General features: G+C 70.9%; 12 protein-coding genes. 3 read left to right on the top strand and 9 right to left on the bottom strand.

All coding sequences use genetic code 11. The features are described 5' to 3' along the window. The first annotated feature begins 96 nt into the window (after nt 1-96). On the top strand, nt 97-537 hold the full coding sequence (locus WFQ05_RS12935) for a MarR family winged helix-turn-helix transcriptional regulator (protein WP_228257773.1): 441 nt from the start codon (nt 97-99) through the stop codon (nt 535-537). Next, nucleotides 534-1,766, top strand: a complete 1,233-nt coding sequence (locus WFQ05_RS12940; RefSeq protein WP_337054152.1) for an MFS transporter — start codon at nt 534-536, stop codon at nt 1,764-1,766. The genes WFQ05_RS12935 and WFQ05_RS12940 overlap by 4 nt, the downstream gene beginning before the upstream one ends. Nucleotides 1,767-2,446: 680 nt before the next feature. Here WFQ05_RS12940 and WFQ05_RS12945 read toward each other — a convergent pair. Further along, a complete protein-coding gene (locus WFQ05_RS12945; RefSeq protein WP_130516090.1) occupies nt 2,447-2,941 on the bottom strand; it encodes a transcriptional repressor in 495 nt (164 codons plus the stop codon). Nucleotides 2,942-2,961: 20 nt separating this feature from the next. Continuing rightward, complete coding sequence (gltX, locus tag WFQ05_RS12950; RefSeq protein WP_337054153.1) at nt 2,962-4,368, bottom strand: glutamate--tRNA ligase; 1,407 nt, start codon at nt 4,366-4,368, stop codon at nt 2,962-2,964. A gap of 81 nt (nt 4,369-4,449) precedes the next feature. Between gltX and lpxH the strand changes: the two genes are divergently transcribed. Further along, complete coding sequence (gene lpxH, locus WFQ05_RS12955) at nt 4,450-5,193, top strand: UDP-2,3-diacylglucosamine diphosphatase (protein WP_337054154.1); 744 nt, start codon at nt 4,450-4,452, stop codon at nt 5,191-5,193. A gap of 263 nt (nt 5,194-5,456) precedes the next feature. Here the strand turns inward: lpxH and WFQ05_RS12960 are convergent, their stop codons facing one another. The 7 genes from WFQ05_RS12960 to WFQ05_RS12990 form a co-directional block, all read right to left on the bottom strand. Then, nucleotides 5,457-6,278, bottom strand: coding sequence for a ferritin-like domain-containing protein (locus tag WFQ05_RS12960; RefSeq protein WP_337054155.1), 822 nt, complete (start codon nt 6,276-6,278; stop codon nt 5,457-5,459). After that, on the bottom strand, nt 6,275-6,763 hold the full coding sequence (locus WFQ05_RS12965) for a T6SS immunity protein Tdi1 domain-containing protein (protein WP_337054156.1): 489 nt from the start codon (nt 6,761-6,763) through the stop codon (nt 6,275-6,277). The genes WFQ05_RS12960 and WFQ05_RS12965 overlap by 4 nt, the downstream gene beginning before the upstream one ends. Before the next feature lie 15 nt (nt 6,764-6,778). Next, complete coding sequence (gene purF / locus WFQ05_RS12970) at nt 6,779-8,248, bottom strand: amidophosphoribosyltransferase (RefSeq protein WP_130523444.1); 1,470 nt, start codon at nt 8,246-8,248, stop codon at nt 6,779-6,781. A 43-nt stretch (nt 8,249-8,291) separates the two neighbouring features. Further along, entirely contained in the window at nt 8,292-9,068 is a 777-nt protein-coding gene (locus tag WFQ05_RS12975) for a CvpA family protein (RefSeq protein WP_337054157.1), read from the bottom strand. A gap of 94 nt (nt 9,069-9,162) precedes the next feature. Next, nucleotides 9,163-10,179 (bottom strand): SPOR domain-containing protein, encoded by a 1,017-nt coding sequence (locus WFQ05_RS12980; RefSeq protein WP_286576964.1) that lies wholly within the window; start codon nt 10,177-10,179, stop codon nt 9,163-9,165. 65 nt (nt 10,180-10,244) lie between these two features. Continuing rightward, nucleotides 10,245-11,519, bottom strand: coding sequence for a bifunctional tetrahydrofolate synthase/dihydrofolate synthase (gene folC / locus WFQ05_RS12985; RefSeq protein ID WP_337054158.1), 1,275 nt, complete (start codon nt 11,517-11,519; stop codon nt 10,245-10,247). Between the two features lie 72 nt (nt 11,520-11,591). After that, the gene (locus WFQ05_RS12990; protein WP_337054159.1) at nt 11,592-13,649 is read right to left on the bottom strand and encodes a phospholipase C, phosphocholine-specific; all 2,058 of its coding nucleotides are present in this window, start codon (nt 13,647-13,649) and stop codon (nt 11,592-11,594) included. Between the last annotated feature and the right edge of the window lie 9 nt (nt 13,650-13,658).

Below are 13,658 nucleotides of genomic sequence, written 5' to 3' on the forward strand. Positions count from 1 at the left end.
ACGCATGCGCGTGGAATCCGGCGTTGCGGAAAGTCGGATTCCAGAATGCGTGCATATGCATGCATCATGCGCGCCGACACCCGCCGGAGCCACGTCATGCCCCTGCCCCCGGACACCGCCTGCACCTGCTTCCGGCTGCGCCGCGCCGCGCGCCAGGCCTCGCAGCTCTATGACCGCGCCCTGGCGGCGATCGGCCTGAGCCTCAACGAGTACTCCATCCTGCGCCGCGCGCAGAAGGGCACGCGCACGCTGGGCGAACTGGCCGAGGTCTGTGGCATGGACCGCAGCACGCTCACCCGCAATCTCAGGCCGCTGCTCGCCCGTGGCCTGCTGCGCGAAGCGCGCGGCGAAGACGCGCGCCAGCGCCTGATCCAACTCACGCCCAAGGGCGAGCGCGCCATCGCCCAGGCGATCCCGCTGTGGCAGCAGGCCCAGGCGCAGATGACCGCGCTGTTCGGCGCCGGCCCGATGCGGCGCCTCAACGACGACCTGGATGCCCTGCATGCGGCGCTGCGTCCGCTGCGGGAGGCCGCATGAGCACGGCTACTTCCCAACGCACGCCATGGCTGCTGCTCGCGGTGGCCTCGACGATGCTGCTGCTGACCATGGGCGTGCGCCAGACCACGGGCCTGTTCGTCAAACCCATCGCCGCCAGCACCGGGATCGGCATCGCCTCGATCAGCTTCGCGCTGGCCATCGGGCAGTTGGTGTGGGGCGCGGTGCAGCCGGTGTTCGGCGCGATCGCCGACCGCCACGGCCCGGCGCGCGTGCTGGTGTTCGGCGGCCTGCTGATGGCCGCCGGCTGCGCGCTGACTCCGTTCATGACCAGCCAGGCCGGCCTGATCCTCAGCCTGGGGCTGATGGCGGCGGCCGGCGCCGGCGCCGGCAGTTTCTCGATCCTGATCGGGGCCACCGCCTGGCACATCCCCGCGGCCAGGCGCTCCTTCGCCTCCGGCGTCATCAACGCCGGCGGCTCGCTGGGGCAGTTCCTCTTCGCGCCGCTGGTGACGCTGGGCATCAGCGTGGCCAGCTGGTCGGCGGCCATGTTCGGCCTGGCCTTCGCCTCGCTGCTGACGCTGCCGCTGATCGCCCCGCTGCTGAAACCGCGCCGGGGCGACCCGGCCGCGGCCATCGCCCACGCCGCCGAGGCCGCCCACCTGACCCTGCGCGAACAGCTGCGCCTCGCCCTGCACGACCGCAGCTACTGGCTGCTGCATCTGGGCTTCTTCACCTGCGGCGTGCACATCGCCTTCCTGGTCACGCACCTGCCGGGCGAAGTGGCGCTGTGCGGCCTCTCGCCCAGCGTGGCCGGCACCTCGATCGCCCTGATCGGCCTGTTCAACGTCGCCGGCAGCCTGACCGCCGGCGCGCTCGGCCAGCGCATGCCGATGAAGTACGTGCTGGCCGCGATGTACGGCAGCCGCGCCCTGCTGATCGCGCTGTACCTGATCTCGCCGCCCACGCCGATGACCTTCTACCTCTTCGCCGCGGCGCTGGGCTTCACCTGGCTGGCGACCGTGCCGCCCACGGCCGGCATCATCGGCAAGCGCTTCGGACCGCGCTACCTGGGCACGCTGTTCGGCTTGACCCTGCTCTCGCACCAGATCGGCGGCTTCTTCGGCGCCTGGCTGGGCGGCGTGGCGCTGGAGCGCTCGGGCAGCTACGCGTGGATGTGGTACGCGGACATGGCGCTGGCGCTCGTCGCGGCGGTGGCGAATCTGCCGATCCGGGAGCGGGCTTTGGAGGCTCGACCAGCGATGGCGTGAGGCTCGACCATGCGCTGGCGTGAGGCTCGACAATGCGCTTCTTGCTGTGGTTTAAAGCAAAAGCTTTCGTGCCGCTTCGCGGCCCGACCTACTTTCTTTGCTCGTGCAAAGAAAGGTAGGCAAAGAAACACGCCCCGGGCGGCACGCCTGCGCTGCGCGCAGGTCCGCTCCGGGGCGAGGGATTTTCCAAGGGGACATCCTGTCCCCTCGGAAAACGCCGCACATCCCTGTGCGGCGCCCTGCGGGTCTTGTCCTCGCCCCTCCGCCGTGCCTCACGGGGGTCTGAAAGTCCAAAGCAGAAGCAACCACAACAGCCGAAGCCGTTGTGCTTTGGCTTTGGCTTTTGCTTTGGTTCTTGATCTGCTGTTGCCCTACCTCCCCCTTGAGGTCGGGCGGAGGACGACGGGTCAAACCCCAAGGGCGACGCGCAGGACGCGCGTCGTTTTTGGAAGGGACATGGATGTCCCTTTCAAAAATTCCCGGCGGCCGGAGCGGACTTTTCGCGCAGCGAAAAGCCGACCGCCGGGGTGTGCTTTCTTTGGCCTACCTTTCTTTGCACAAGCAAAGAAAGGTAGGTCGGGCGGCGAAGCCGCACGAAAGCTCTTGCTCCAGAAGCTTTAAAAGCCGTCGCTTATAAAGAAAAGCCCGCGAACCGCGGCCCCCAGCACAAGTGAAGCGAACTACTGCGCCTCCGCGCACCGCGCACACAACCCATGCACTTCCAGCGTCTGCGCCTGCGGCTGAAACCCCAGCGCCTTGGCCCGCGCCTCCAGCTGATCCACCACCACCCGATCCTCCAGCTCCACCGCCGAATGGCAGCGGTCGCAGATCAGGAACGGCACCGAATGCGCGGCGCTGTTGGGGTGGTGGCAGGCGACGAAGGCGTTGACCGACTCGAGCTTGTGCACGAAGCCGTTGGCCATCAGGAAATCCAGCGCGCGGTACACCGTGGGCGGCGCGTCGGCGCCCACGCCCTTGGAAGCGCGCACCAGGTCTAGCAGCTCGTAGGCCTTGATCGGCTTGCCGGCCTCGGCGATCAGGCGCAGCACGCGCGCCCGGATCGGCGTCAGGCGCAGGCCGCGCTCGCCGCAGGCGTGCTCGACCGCATGCACGAAGCCTTCGGCGTTGTGCACATGATGATGGGGCGCGATGCAGGCGGGCTTGGCGGCGGCCATGGGGCTCGTTCCTTAGGGGATCAGGCGGCTTGCGCGGTCTTGATAAGCGCCGCGTCGATGCGTTTCAAGGCCTGCTCGCGGCCGGCCAGGTACACGGTATGGGAAATGTCCGGGCTGACCTGGGTGCCGGTGATGGCCACGCGCAGCGGCTGGGCGACCTTGCCCATGCCCAGCTCCAGGGCGGCGGCGGCATCGTGCAGCGCGGCCGAGACCGACTCGACCTGCCACTCGCCCAGCGCCGCCAGCAGCTCACGCGCCTTGGCCAGCGGCGCGCCGGCGGCGGGCTTGAGGTGCTTGGCCACGGCGGCCTCGTCGTATTCGGTCAGCGGCTGGTACCAGACCACGGCCTTCTCGGCCATCTCCTTCAGGGTCTGCACGCGCTCGCGCAGGGCGATCACCACGTCCACCGGCGCCGGGCCGGCGGCCAGGTCCACGCCCAGCTTCTCCAGCTGATAGACCAGCTGCGGGGCGATGGTCTCCGGCGCGTCGGTCTTGAGGTAGTGCTGGTTGACCCAGCCCAGCTTGGCCATGTCCAGGCGCGCGGCCTTGGAGTTGACGTCCTTGACGTCGAACAGCTCGATCAGCTCCTGGCGCGAGAACAGCTCCTGATCGCCGTGCGACCAGCCCAGCCGTGCCAGGTAGTTGATCAGCGCGTGCGGCAGGTAGCCGGCGTCCTTGTACTGCATCACGTCGGCCGCGCCGGTGCGCTTGGACAGCTTGGCGCCCTGCTCGTCCAGGATCATCGGCATGTGCGCGAACTTCGGCACCGGCGCGCCCAGCGCCTGGTAGATGTTGATCTGGCGCGGGGTGTTGTTGATGTGGTCGTCGCCGCGGATGACCTCGGTGATGCCCATGTCCCAGTCGTCCACCACCACGGCGAAGTTGTAGGTCGGGTAGCCGTCCGGGCGGAAGATCACCATGTCGTCCAGCTCGGCATTGGCGATCTCGATGCGGCCCTTGATCAGGTCGTCGAACACCACGCTGCCATCGAGCGGGTTCTTGAAGCGGATCACGCGGTTGGGATCGTCGCGGTACGGCAGGTTGAGCTCGCGCGCGGCGCCGTTGTAGCGCGGCTTCTCCTGCCTGGCCATGGCGGCCTCGCGCATGGCGTCGAGCTCCTCGCGCGTCTCGTAGGCGTAGTAGGCCTTGCCCTGCGCCAGCAGCTGCTCGGCGATCTCCTGGTAGCGCGCGATGCGCTGGGTCTGGTAGACCGGGCCCTCGTCGTAGTCCAGGCCCAGCCAGTCCATCGCCTCCAGGATCGCGTCGATGGCCGCCTGCGTGCTGCGCTCGCGGTCGGTGTCTTCGATGCGCAGGACGAACTGCCCGCCGCGGTGGCGCGCCTCCAGCCAGCAGTACAGCGCGGTGCGCGCGCCGCCGATGTGCAGATAGCCGGTGGGACTGGGGGCGAAGCGGGTACGGCAGGTCATGAAGAGCCCAAGGGAACGTGCGAACGGGGAATGGCCGCCATTTTACCCGGCGCCACGCGGCCGGGCCGGTATCATGCGCCGATGACCACGCTGTTCATCTCCGACCTGCACCTGGACGCCAGCCGTCCGGCCATCACCGACCTGTTCCTGCGGTTCTTGCGCCAGGAGGCGCTGCAGGCCGAGGCGCTGTACATCCTGGGCGACCTGTTCGAGGCCTGGGTGGGCGACGACGACCCGTCCGAGCTGGCCACCCAGGTCGCCCAGGGGCTGCGCGCAGTCAGCGAGGCGGGCGTGGCGGTGTTCTTCATCCACGGCAACCGCGACTTCCTGCTCGGCCAGGACTACGCCGAACGCTGCGGCATGCGCCTGCTGCCCGACCCGGCCGTGGTCGAACTCTACGGCGAGCCGGTGCTGCTGCTGCACGGCGATCTGCTGTGCACCTCGGACGTGGCCTACCAGCAGGTGCGCGCGCAGACCCGCAATCCGGCCTGGCAGGCGCACATGCTGGCCCAGCCGCTGGCCGCGCGCATCGCCTTCGCCGCGCAGGCCCGTGCGGCCAGCGCCGCGCATCAGGGCGGCATGAAGAACGACAGCGCCCAGTTCGAGACGCTGACCGACGTCACCCCGGCCGAGGTCGAGACCAGCTTCGTGCGCTACGGCCTGACGCGCATGATCCATGGCCACACCCATCGCCCGGCCGTGCACGAACTCACCGTCGACGGGAAGGCCTGCACGCGCATCGTGCTGGGCGACTGGTACGAGCAGGGCTCGGTGCTGCGGGTGACGCCGCAGGGCTATGACCTGCAGTCGCTGCCGGTGCAATAGAGGCGAAGTCTGGTGGGAGCAACTGTCTCCACAACTCTCGCGGCCCGCCTGTAGAGCGGAGCTTGCTCCGCTGCTCTTCGTTCGGTTCGTGGGGGAGGCTCCAGCGGAGCGAGCTCCGCTGCTCTTCGTTCGGTTCGTGGGGGAGGCTCCAGCGGAGCGAGCTCCGCTGCTCTTCGTTCGGTTCGTGAGGAAAGCTCCAGCGGAGCAAGCTCCGCTCTACAGGTGGGGCCTCACTCCATCGCATTTCCCCAACGCGCTCGGGCTCAGGGCGCTTCCAGCGCCGCCAGTTCGTCCCCGTCGAAGCCGGCCTGCAGGCGGGCTTCCAGATTGAACGGTCCGCGCAGATAGCCGCCGGCGTACTGGCGCAGCAGTTCACGGAAGCGCGCGCGCGGCTCGACGCCCTCGCGGGCGCAGTACCAGCGGTACCAGCGCGAGCCGGCCGCCACGTGCGCCACTTCCTCGCGCAGGATCAGCTCCAGGATCGCGACGGTATCGGTGTCGCCCAGCGCACGCAGCTTGCCGATCATGCCCGGGGTGACGTCGAGCCCACGCGCCTCCAGCACGCGCGGCACCAGGGCCATGCGCGCCAGGCCGTCGTGGGCGGTCTTCTCGCACATCTCCCACAGGCCGTGATGCGCGTCGAAGTCGCCGTAGTCGTAGCCCAGCGCCTGCAGGCGCGTGCGCAGCAGCATGAAGTGGCGCGATTCGTCGTGGGCCACGCCCACCCAGTCGGCGTAGAACGCAGCCGGCAGGCCGCGGAAGCGGTAGACCGCGTCCCAGCCCAGGTCGATGGCGTTGAGTTCGATATGGGCGATGGCATGGACGAAGGCCGCGCGCCCCTCCACGCTGCCCAGGCCGCGCTTGGGCACTTCGCGCGGATGCACCAGCCGCGGTCGCGGCGGGCGGCCGGGCATGCGGATCGGATCGGGCGGCGGCGCGTCCTCGGGCAGCGGCAGCTCGCCGCGCGCGAAGGCCGCCGCGTAGCGCTGGGTCAGGGCGACCTTCTCGGCCGGATCGGCCGCGTCCAGGCACTGGCGCGCCGCGGCGAACAGCTCGCGCGCGGGGCTCGCGACCGCCGCGCTCATTCGAGCGCGTGGGAGAGATCGTCGACGGTCACGCCCGGCGGCAGCGAGGCGACCTGCGCGTGCAGCTGTCCGGTCAGCGACAGGTAGGCCTTCAGGTCGGTCGGCTCCAGCGCCTCGCTGGTGCGCGCGCCGCCCAGCACCGGCGGCAGGCGGAAGGCCCAGACCTGGCCCGCGGCGAGCGCCTCGCCGGCGCGCAGCCGCGGTGCGACCAGGTCGAAGCGGAAGCAGTGCGCGACGAAATCGGCATCGCCCAGCCGCTGCAGGAATTCAGGCAGATCGTCGGCGACCTTCTCCAGCACGCCGTCGACGCAGTCCAGGAAATACACGGCCTGTTCCTGCCGGGCCTGCACGAAGGCATCGCCGGCCACGCTGAGCATCAGCGGCTGCATCTGGCCGCCGGTCAGCCAGGCCCAGTCGGTCAGCAGCGTGGCGCGGTTGATGTCCTCGCCCAGCGCCACGCACAGGTCTTCCAGGGTGATCGCCATCGACGCGAGGCGGCCTCAGACCGCGCGGCGCTTGCGCTTGGCCTCGTCCGAGCGCAGCTGCTGGATGCGCTCGAAGTAGCCCGGCTCGATGCCGGTCACGTAGTCGCCGTCGAAGCACGAGGAATCGAAGCGCTTGAGCTGCGGATTGCCCTCGCGCACGGCCGTTTCCAGATCGTCCAGGTCCTGGTAGATCAGCCAGTCGCAGCCGAGGAATTCCTCGATCTCCTGCTCGGTGCGGCCGTGGGCGACCAGCTCCTCGGCGGCCGGCATGTCGATGCCGTAGATGTTGGGATGGCGCACCGGCGGCGCGGCGCTGGCCAGGTAGACCTTGCGCGCGCCGGCGTCACGCGCCATCTGCACGATCTGGCGGCTGGTGGTGCCGCGCACGATCGAGTCGTCGACCAGCAGCACCACGCGGTTGCGGAACTCCAGATGGATCGGGTTGAGCTTGCGGCGCACCGACTTGGTGCGCTCGCCCTGCCCCGGCATGATGAAGGTGCGGCCGACGTAGCGGTTCTTGACGAAGCCCTCGCGGTACTTCACGCCCAGCACGTTGGAGATCTCCAGCGCCGCATCGCGCGAGGTGTCGGGGATCGGGATGATGGTGTCGATGTCGTGGTCGGGCCGCAGGCGCAGGATCTTCTCGCCCAGCTTCATGCCCATGCGCATGCGCGCCTTGTGCACCGAGACGTTGTCGATCATCGAATCGGGCCGGGCGAAGTACACGTACTCGAAGATGCACGGCGCGTGCTCGGTGCTGGTCGCGCAGATCTCGGAGAACAGCTCGCCGCGCGCGGTGACCACCAGCGCCTCGCCCGGGCGCACGTCGCGCACGCGCGCGAAGCCCAGGATGTCCAGCACCGCCGATTCGGAGGCCACGATGTATTCGTCGCCCTCCACGCTCTCGCGCTTGCCCAGCACCAGCGGGCGGATGCCGTGCGGGTCGCGGAAGGCCACCAGGCCCAGGCCCAGCACCACGCTGACCACCGCGTAGCCGCCGCGGCAGCGCCGGTGCACGCCGGCCACCGCGCGGATCGCCGCCTCGGGGGTGAGCATGCGCTGGGCGTCCAGCTCGTGGGCGAACACGTTCAGCAGCACCTCGCTGTCCGAGTCGGTGTTGATGTTGCGGCGATCGGCCTCGAACACCTGCTGGCGCAGCGCCTCGGTGTTGGTCAGGTTGCCGTTGTGCGCCAGGGCGATGCCGTAGGGCGAGTTGACGTAGAACGGCTGCGCCTCGTCCATGCCCTCCGAACCGGCGGTCGGATAGCGGCAGTGGGCGATGCCCACGCGGCCTTCCAGCACGGCCATGCGCTTTTCGTCGAACACATCGCGCACCAGGCCGTTGGCCTTCTGCACGCGCAGGCGGGTGCCGTTGGCCGTGGCGATGCCGGCGGCATCCTGGCCGCGGTGCTGCAGCACTGTCAGGCCGTCATAGAGCTGGCCAGCGACGTTCTGGGTACCGACGATTCCGACGATGCCGCACATGGGTGTTCTCCGCTCGGGTTTGCTGCGAGGTGACGTGACGAAACTAGCGCGACCGTTCCTGGCCCTTGGGCGTTGGCACGACCCGCGCCGGGTCGCCTTCGTTGGGATGCACCTGGGCCGGATCGCCCGGTGCGGGGTCTTCAAGGGGCTGGGGCCAGCGGCCGGCACTGCGTCCGCCGTCGCCCTTCAGAGCCTCGGACACCGTCTGCCCGAGTTGCGGCAGCTGCGCGGCCGCCTGCTGGAACTTGTCGTTGAGGGCGCCATTATCGCCTGACAAGGCCGGGTTGTTGAGATCCAGGTTGCGTAACCGGTCCACGTTCATGTCCCGCAGATCGGGCATCGCCGGCATTTGCGGCACGGACAGTTCCGGCAGCTGGGCGCGCATCCAGTCCGCGCCGGGCGCGATCAGGGGCATCAGATGCGACTGGCGCCAGGCCGCCTCGTGCGGCAGCGGGGTGAAGGACAGCAGCAGCACCAGCACACAGGCGAAGAACCCGCCGCGCACCAGCCCCAGCCCGCCGCCGGCCAGGCGATCCACGCCCGAGAGGCTGGTGTTGCGCACCGAGGCCTTGATCACCATGCCGATCAGCGCCACCACGATCATCACCCCGACGAAGGTCAGCGCGTAGCCGCCCAGGTAGTCGGTCATGCCCGGCGTCCCGCCGTCGGCGAACTGGCGCGCGGCGCGGTCGCCGAACAGGAAGGCCGCCAGGCCCGCCAGCACCCAGGACAGGGTGCCGACCACGATCCCGACGAAGCCGCGCAGCAGCCCCAGCAGGGTGGACACCACGATCACCGTGCCCAGGACCAGATCGATCACGGGCTACTCCCGGCGCCGTGAAGAGATGGACGGATTGGGCCGCTTCGAAGTCATCGGTCTTCCTCCCTGGACCAACCGGCGTCCTTCAAGGCCTCTAAGGATGCGGGCGGACGATGCCGGTCAGGCCGTTGCGCGCGGCGACCTGCGCCTTGAGCTGGTCGGCCTCGGCGCGGGTGGACACCGGCCCGACCCGCACCCGGAACAGCCGGCCGCTGTCGGTGGACACCGGCTCGACGAAGGCGCTGAAACCGTTGCCGCGCAGCTTGTCGCGCAGGCTGTTGGCATCGGCTTCCTTGCCGAACGCGCCGACCTGCACGGCGAAGCCCACGCCGGTGGCGGCCGGCTTGGGCACGGCGGCGACCGGGGGCTTGGATTCGACCGGCGCGGCCGGCTTGGCCGGCGTCGGCGCCGGCTTGGCGGCCGGTTCAGGCTTGGCCGCGGGCGCGGGCTTGGCCGCCGGCGGCGCCTCGGTGGCCAGCTGGGCCGCATCGGGATTGGGGGTGGCCGGCGTGGCTGCAGGCGGCGTGGAGGCCGCGGGCGCGGTGGCCGGCGCGTCGCTGCCAGCGTCCAGTGCGATCACCTCGGCCTTGACGTCGCTGCGCACCTTGACCGCGGCCAGGCGCGCGATCTCGGCCTGCGCGCGGTCGGCGTATGGCCCCACACGCACGCGCCAGGCCGGCTTGCCGCCGATGGTGGCCTCCTGGCGGAAGGCCTCGAGCCCGGACTGGCGCAGGCGGTCGATGACCACATCGGCATCGGCCTGGCTGGCGTAGGCGCCGAAGGTCACCGCGTAGTCGCCGCCGGCGGTGGCCAGCGGCAGGCCCTGGGCGTTGGTGGCCGGCTTGGGCGCGTCGGCCGGGGTCAGCGTCTCGGTGGCCGGCTTGGGCTGGGCGGGCATGCCGGTGGCGCCGTTGGCGCCGGGCTGGCCGGGGGTCACCAGCGGCAGGTCGCGGGTCTCGAACTGGCCCTCCGGCGCCTTGGGCACATCGGTGGAGACATCCGAGACGCCGCTGTCGCTGGCGGGGCCCTTGATCAGCATGGGCAGGAAGATGACGGCCAGGGCGACCAGGACGATGGCGCCGATGATGCGGTTTCTCAAAGCGGTATCCATCGTCTTGGGCGACGGCTTTGGTGATGAAGTGGCGAATTATAAGCGCGCGCGCCGCGGCGCTTTCCTCATGCGCCTGAATCCAGCACCGCCAGCGCCTCGGCCACGGTGTGGAACGAGCCGAACACCAGCACGCGCTCGCCCGGCGCGGCGGCCTCGAGCGCAGCGTGCAGCGCCTCGGCGATGCCGGCAAAACGTTCACCCGCCGCGGCCGGCGTGCCGGCCAGGCGCGCGGCGAGCGTATCGGCGTCCTGCCCGCGCGGCGTGCCGGGCTCCAGCCCGGCCAGGAACCAGCGCGCCACGCGCCCCGCCAGCGCGGTGGCCACGCCGGCGGCGTCCTTGTCCGACAGCGCGGCGTAGACCGCCAGCGTGCGCGCCGGGTGCCGGTCCAGGAACGCGGCCAGTTCGCGCGCGGCCTGGGGGTTGTGGCCCACGTCCAGGCGGATCTCGATGCCCGCGCGCTGCAGCCGCTGCAGGCGCCCGGGCACGCGCGCCTGGGCGATGCCGGCGGCGAAGGCGCTGGCCGGCAGCTCCTCGGGCAGCGCGCGCAGCGCGGCGATCGCGGTGGCGGCATTGGCGCGCTGTGCCGGCGCGTCCAGCGGCAGCGCCGGCAGCAGCAGCTCGGTGCCGACCTCGCGCCAGCGCCACTGGCCGTCCTCGGCCGCCTCGTGGAAGAAGTCGTTGCCCAGCTGGATCACCGCCGCGCCGATGGCGTAGGCGTGGCCGAGCACGCTGGAGGGCGCGGTGACCTCGCCCAGCACCAGCGGCGTCCACGGCCGGGCGATGCCGGCCTTCTCCTTGCCGATGGCCTCGCGGTCGGCGCCCAGCCAGTCGGTGTGGTCGATGTCCACGGTGGTGATCACCGCCACGTCCGGGTCGATCACGTTGACGGCATCGAGCCGGCCGCCCAGGCCGACTTCCAGCACGGCCAGGTCCAGCCCGGCGCGCTGGAACAGCCACAGCGCGGCCAGCGTGCCGTATTCGAAATAGGTCAGCGGGGTGTGGCCGCGCGCGGCCTCGACCGCCTCGAACCCCTCCACCAGCGCCGCGTCGTCGGCCTCCACGCCGTCGATGCGCACCCGCTCGTTGTAGCGCCGCAGATGCGGCGAGGTGTAGGCGCCGACCTTCCAGCCGCCGGCGCGGGCGATGGCCTCGAGGAAGGCCACGGTCGAGCCCTTGCCGTTGGTGCCGCCGACCGTGACGACCTGGCGCGCCGGCTTGCCCAGGCCCATCGCCTCGGCCACCGCGCGCACGCGCTCCAGGCCCAGCTCGATGGCGCTGGGATGCTGGGCCTGGATGTAGCTGAGCCAATCGGCCAGGGAGCGGGAGGTGGGGACGGACATCGGGCGGTGCGGGACGTTGGGGGCGCCATTGTGACCGCACCCCGCCCGCACCGCGAAGCGTGCCCGCCGTGGTCAGCTCACCCGCCCGATCGCCGGGTCGCTGCGGCTGGGGCGGCCGGTTTCCAGGTGCCCGGCCAGGCGGCGGCGGAAGGCGCCGCCCGGCTGGGTGAGTTCCAGGTCGTACCAGTGGTCGGCCTGGGCCACCTCGATGCGCACGGTCTGTCGCTCGCCCGGGCGCAGGCTGATCCTGCGCGGCGCCGGGTCGGCGTAGTCCAGCGCGCGCAGCTGCAGGGCGACCGGCGTGCGCGTGGGATTGGACAGCTGCAGCACCAGCGTCTCGCCGTCCTGGGTCGCCTCGACCACCGGCGCGGCATGGCCCTCGCCGGCGAACTCGCGCAGGAAGCCGTTCGGCCCGTGCACCGCCAGCGCGTAGGCGCCGGCCGGCAGCGCATGCGGCGCGTCCTCCAGCGTGCGGCCCGGCAGCACCGTGTAGTACCAGGGCCCGGCCGCGCCGCCGTCGGCGTAGACGTTGAACACCGCCGCCGCCGGCCCGTCGTTGACGAAGACCAGGCGCAGCCCGTCCTCGCCGTGGCGCGTGTGCACCTGCAGCGCGTACGGCAGGGCGCGCGCCGGGCGCTGGCCGGGCTCCTGCTTCGGCTGCGCGCCCGGCACCGGCACCACCGGCGCGGGCTGGCGCGCGGCGGCCTGCATGCGCTGCAGATAGTCGGCGGTGGACGGCAGGGCCGAGAGCGCCGAGTCATCGGGCGTGGCGAAGTCGAACACGCTGGTCAGATCGCCGGCCACCGCGCGCCGCCACGGGCTGATGTTCGGCTCGGCCACGCCGAAGCGCGCCTCCAGCAGGCGCAGCACCGAGGTGTGGTCGAACACCTGCGAATCGACCCAGCCCCCGCGCGTCCACGGCGAGACCACCGTCATCGGCACGCGCACGCCCAGGCCGACCGGCGTGCCCTTGTAGCTTTCGCCGCGCACCTCGACCTGGCTGGCGCCCATGCGCGCCTCCAGCGCCGGCAGCGGCGCGGGCACATGGTCGAAGAAGCCGTCGTTCTCGTCGTAATTGATGATCAGGCAGGTCCGCGCCCAGACCTCGGGCACGGCGGTGAGCGCATCGAGGATGCGCGAGGCCAGCGACTCGCCATGGGCCGGCGTGGCCTCGGGGTGCTCGCTGTACGGATACGGCGCGACGATCCACGACACCTGCGGCAGCTTTCCGTCACGCACGTCGGCGGCGAAGGCATCGACCAGGTGCTGGGCGGTGCTGTGCTGCGCATTGTCGGCATCGGAGCCGGGCACGATCCCGCGCCCGCGCCGGTACAGCGGGTCGCGCACGTCCATGGCGCGGAAGCGCGCGAACGAGGACAGCGGGTTGTCGCCGTAGTTGTCGTACTCCTGGTAGACGCGCCAGTCGATGCCGGCCTCCTGCAGGCGTTCGGCATACGTGGTCCAGCGCAGGCCGACGAAGTCGGCCCGGTCGCGCTTCATGTCCGCGGTCCAGTTGCCATCGTCCACGTTGTCCACCGCCTGATCGCCGTCGTTGCCCACGCTCAGCCCGCTGCTGCCGGTGAACAGATACATGCGGTTAGGATTGGTCGGCCCGTGCAGCGAGCAGAAGTAGCCATCGCACACGGTGAAGGCATCGGCCAGCGCGTGATAGAACGGGATGTCCGCGCGCTGCAGATGCCCCATGCTCAGCGCGCCCTTGTACGGCACCCAGCAGTCGTAGTGCTGCCAGCGCGCGGCGTCCTGGCCGCGCGCGCCTTTCCAGTTGTGGTCCAGGCTCTTCATCACCGCCGCGCTGGTGGCGCGCGTGTCCAGGTGGAAGGGCAGCACGGGCGCGCCGCCGTCCTGGCGCTGCTGCCATACCGGCGCGCCATCGCGCAGCCGCAGCGGGCGCGGATCGTCGAAGCCGCGCACCCCGCGCAACGTGCCGAAGTAGTGATCGAAGGCGCGGTTCTCCTGCATCAGGATCACCACATGCTCCATGTCCGCCAGCGTGCCGCTGCGCACCCGCGCCGGCAGCGCCAGCGCGCGGCCGATGGAGGCAGGCAGCAGGCCGGCGGCGGTCAGCGCCGAGAGGCGCTGCAGGAAATCGCGACGCGAAAGTTTGTGCATACCGACACC

Origin of the sequence: Pseudoxanthomonas sp. USHLN014, from assembly GCF_037153335.1 — a bacterium.
GTDB lineage: Bacteria > Pseudomonadota > Gammaproteobacteria > Xanthomonadales > Xanthomonadaceae > Pseudoxanthomonas_A > Pseudoxanthomonas_A winnipegensis.

Bases quoted from the DNA above. Each gene is read 5' to 3' on its own strand.
- WFQ05_RS12935 (WP_228257773.1), top strand. From the start codon at position 97: ATGCCCCTGCCCCCGGACACCGCCTGCACCTGCTTCCGGCTGCGCCGC.
- WFQ05_RS12940 (WP_337054152.1), top strand. From the start codon at position 534: ATGAGCACGGCTACTTCCCAACGCACGCCATGGCTGCTGCTCGCGGTG.
- WFQ05_RS12945 (WP_130516090.1), bottom strand. From the start codon at position 2,941: ATGGCCGCCGCCAAGCCCGCCTGCATCGCGCCCCATCATCATGTGCAC.
- gltX (WP_337054153.1), bottom strand. From the start codon at position 4,368: ATGACCTGCCGTACCCGCTTCGCCCCCAGTCCCACCGGCTATCTGCAC.
- lpxH (WP_337054154.1), top strand. From the start codon at position 4,450: ATGACCACGCTGTTCATCTCCGACCTGCACCTGGACGCCAGCCGTCCG.
- WFQ05_RS12960 (WP_337054155.1), bottom strand. From the start codon at position 6,278: ATGAGCGCGGCGGTCGCGAGCCCCGCGCGCGAGCTGTTCGCCGCGGCG.
- WFQ05_RS12965 (WP_337054156.1), bottom strand. From the start codon at position 6,763: ATGGCGATCACCCTGGAAGACCTGTGCGTGGCGCTGGGCGAGGACATC.
- purF (WP_130523444.1), bottom strand. From the start codon at position 8,248: ATGTGCGGCATCGTCGGAATCGTCGGTACCCAGAACGTCGCTGGCCAG.
- WFQ05_RS12980 (WP_286576964.1), bottom strand. From the start codon at position 10,179: ATGGATACCGCTTTGAGAAACCGCATCATCGGCGCCATCGTCCTGGTC.
- folC (WP_337054158.1), bottom strand. From the start codon at position 11,519: ATGTCCGTCCCCACCTCCCGCTCCCTGGCCGATTGGCTCAGCTACATC.
- WFQ05_RS12990 (WP_337054159.1), bottom strand. From the start codon at position 13,649: ATGCACAAACTTTCGCGTCGCGATTTCCTGCAGCGCCTCTCGGCGCTG.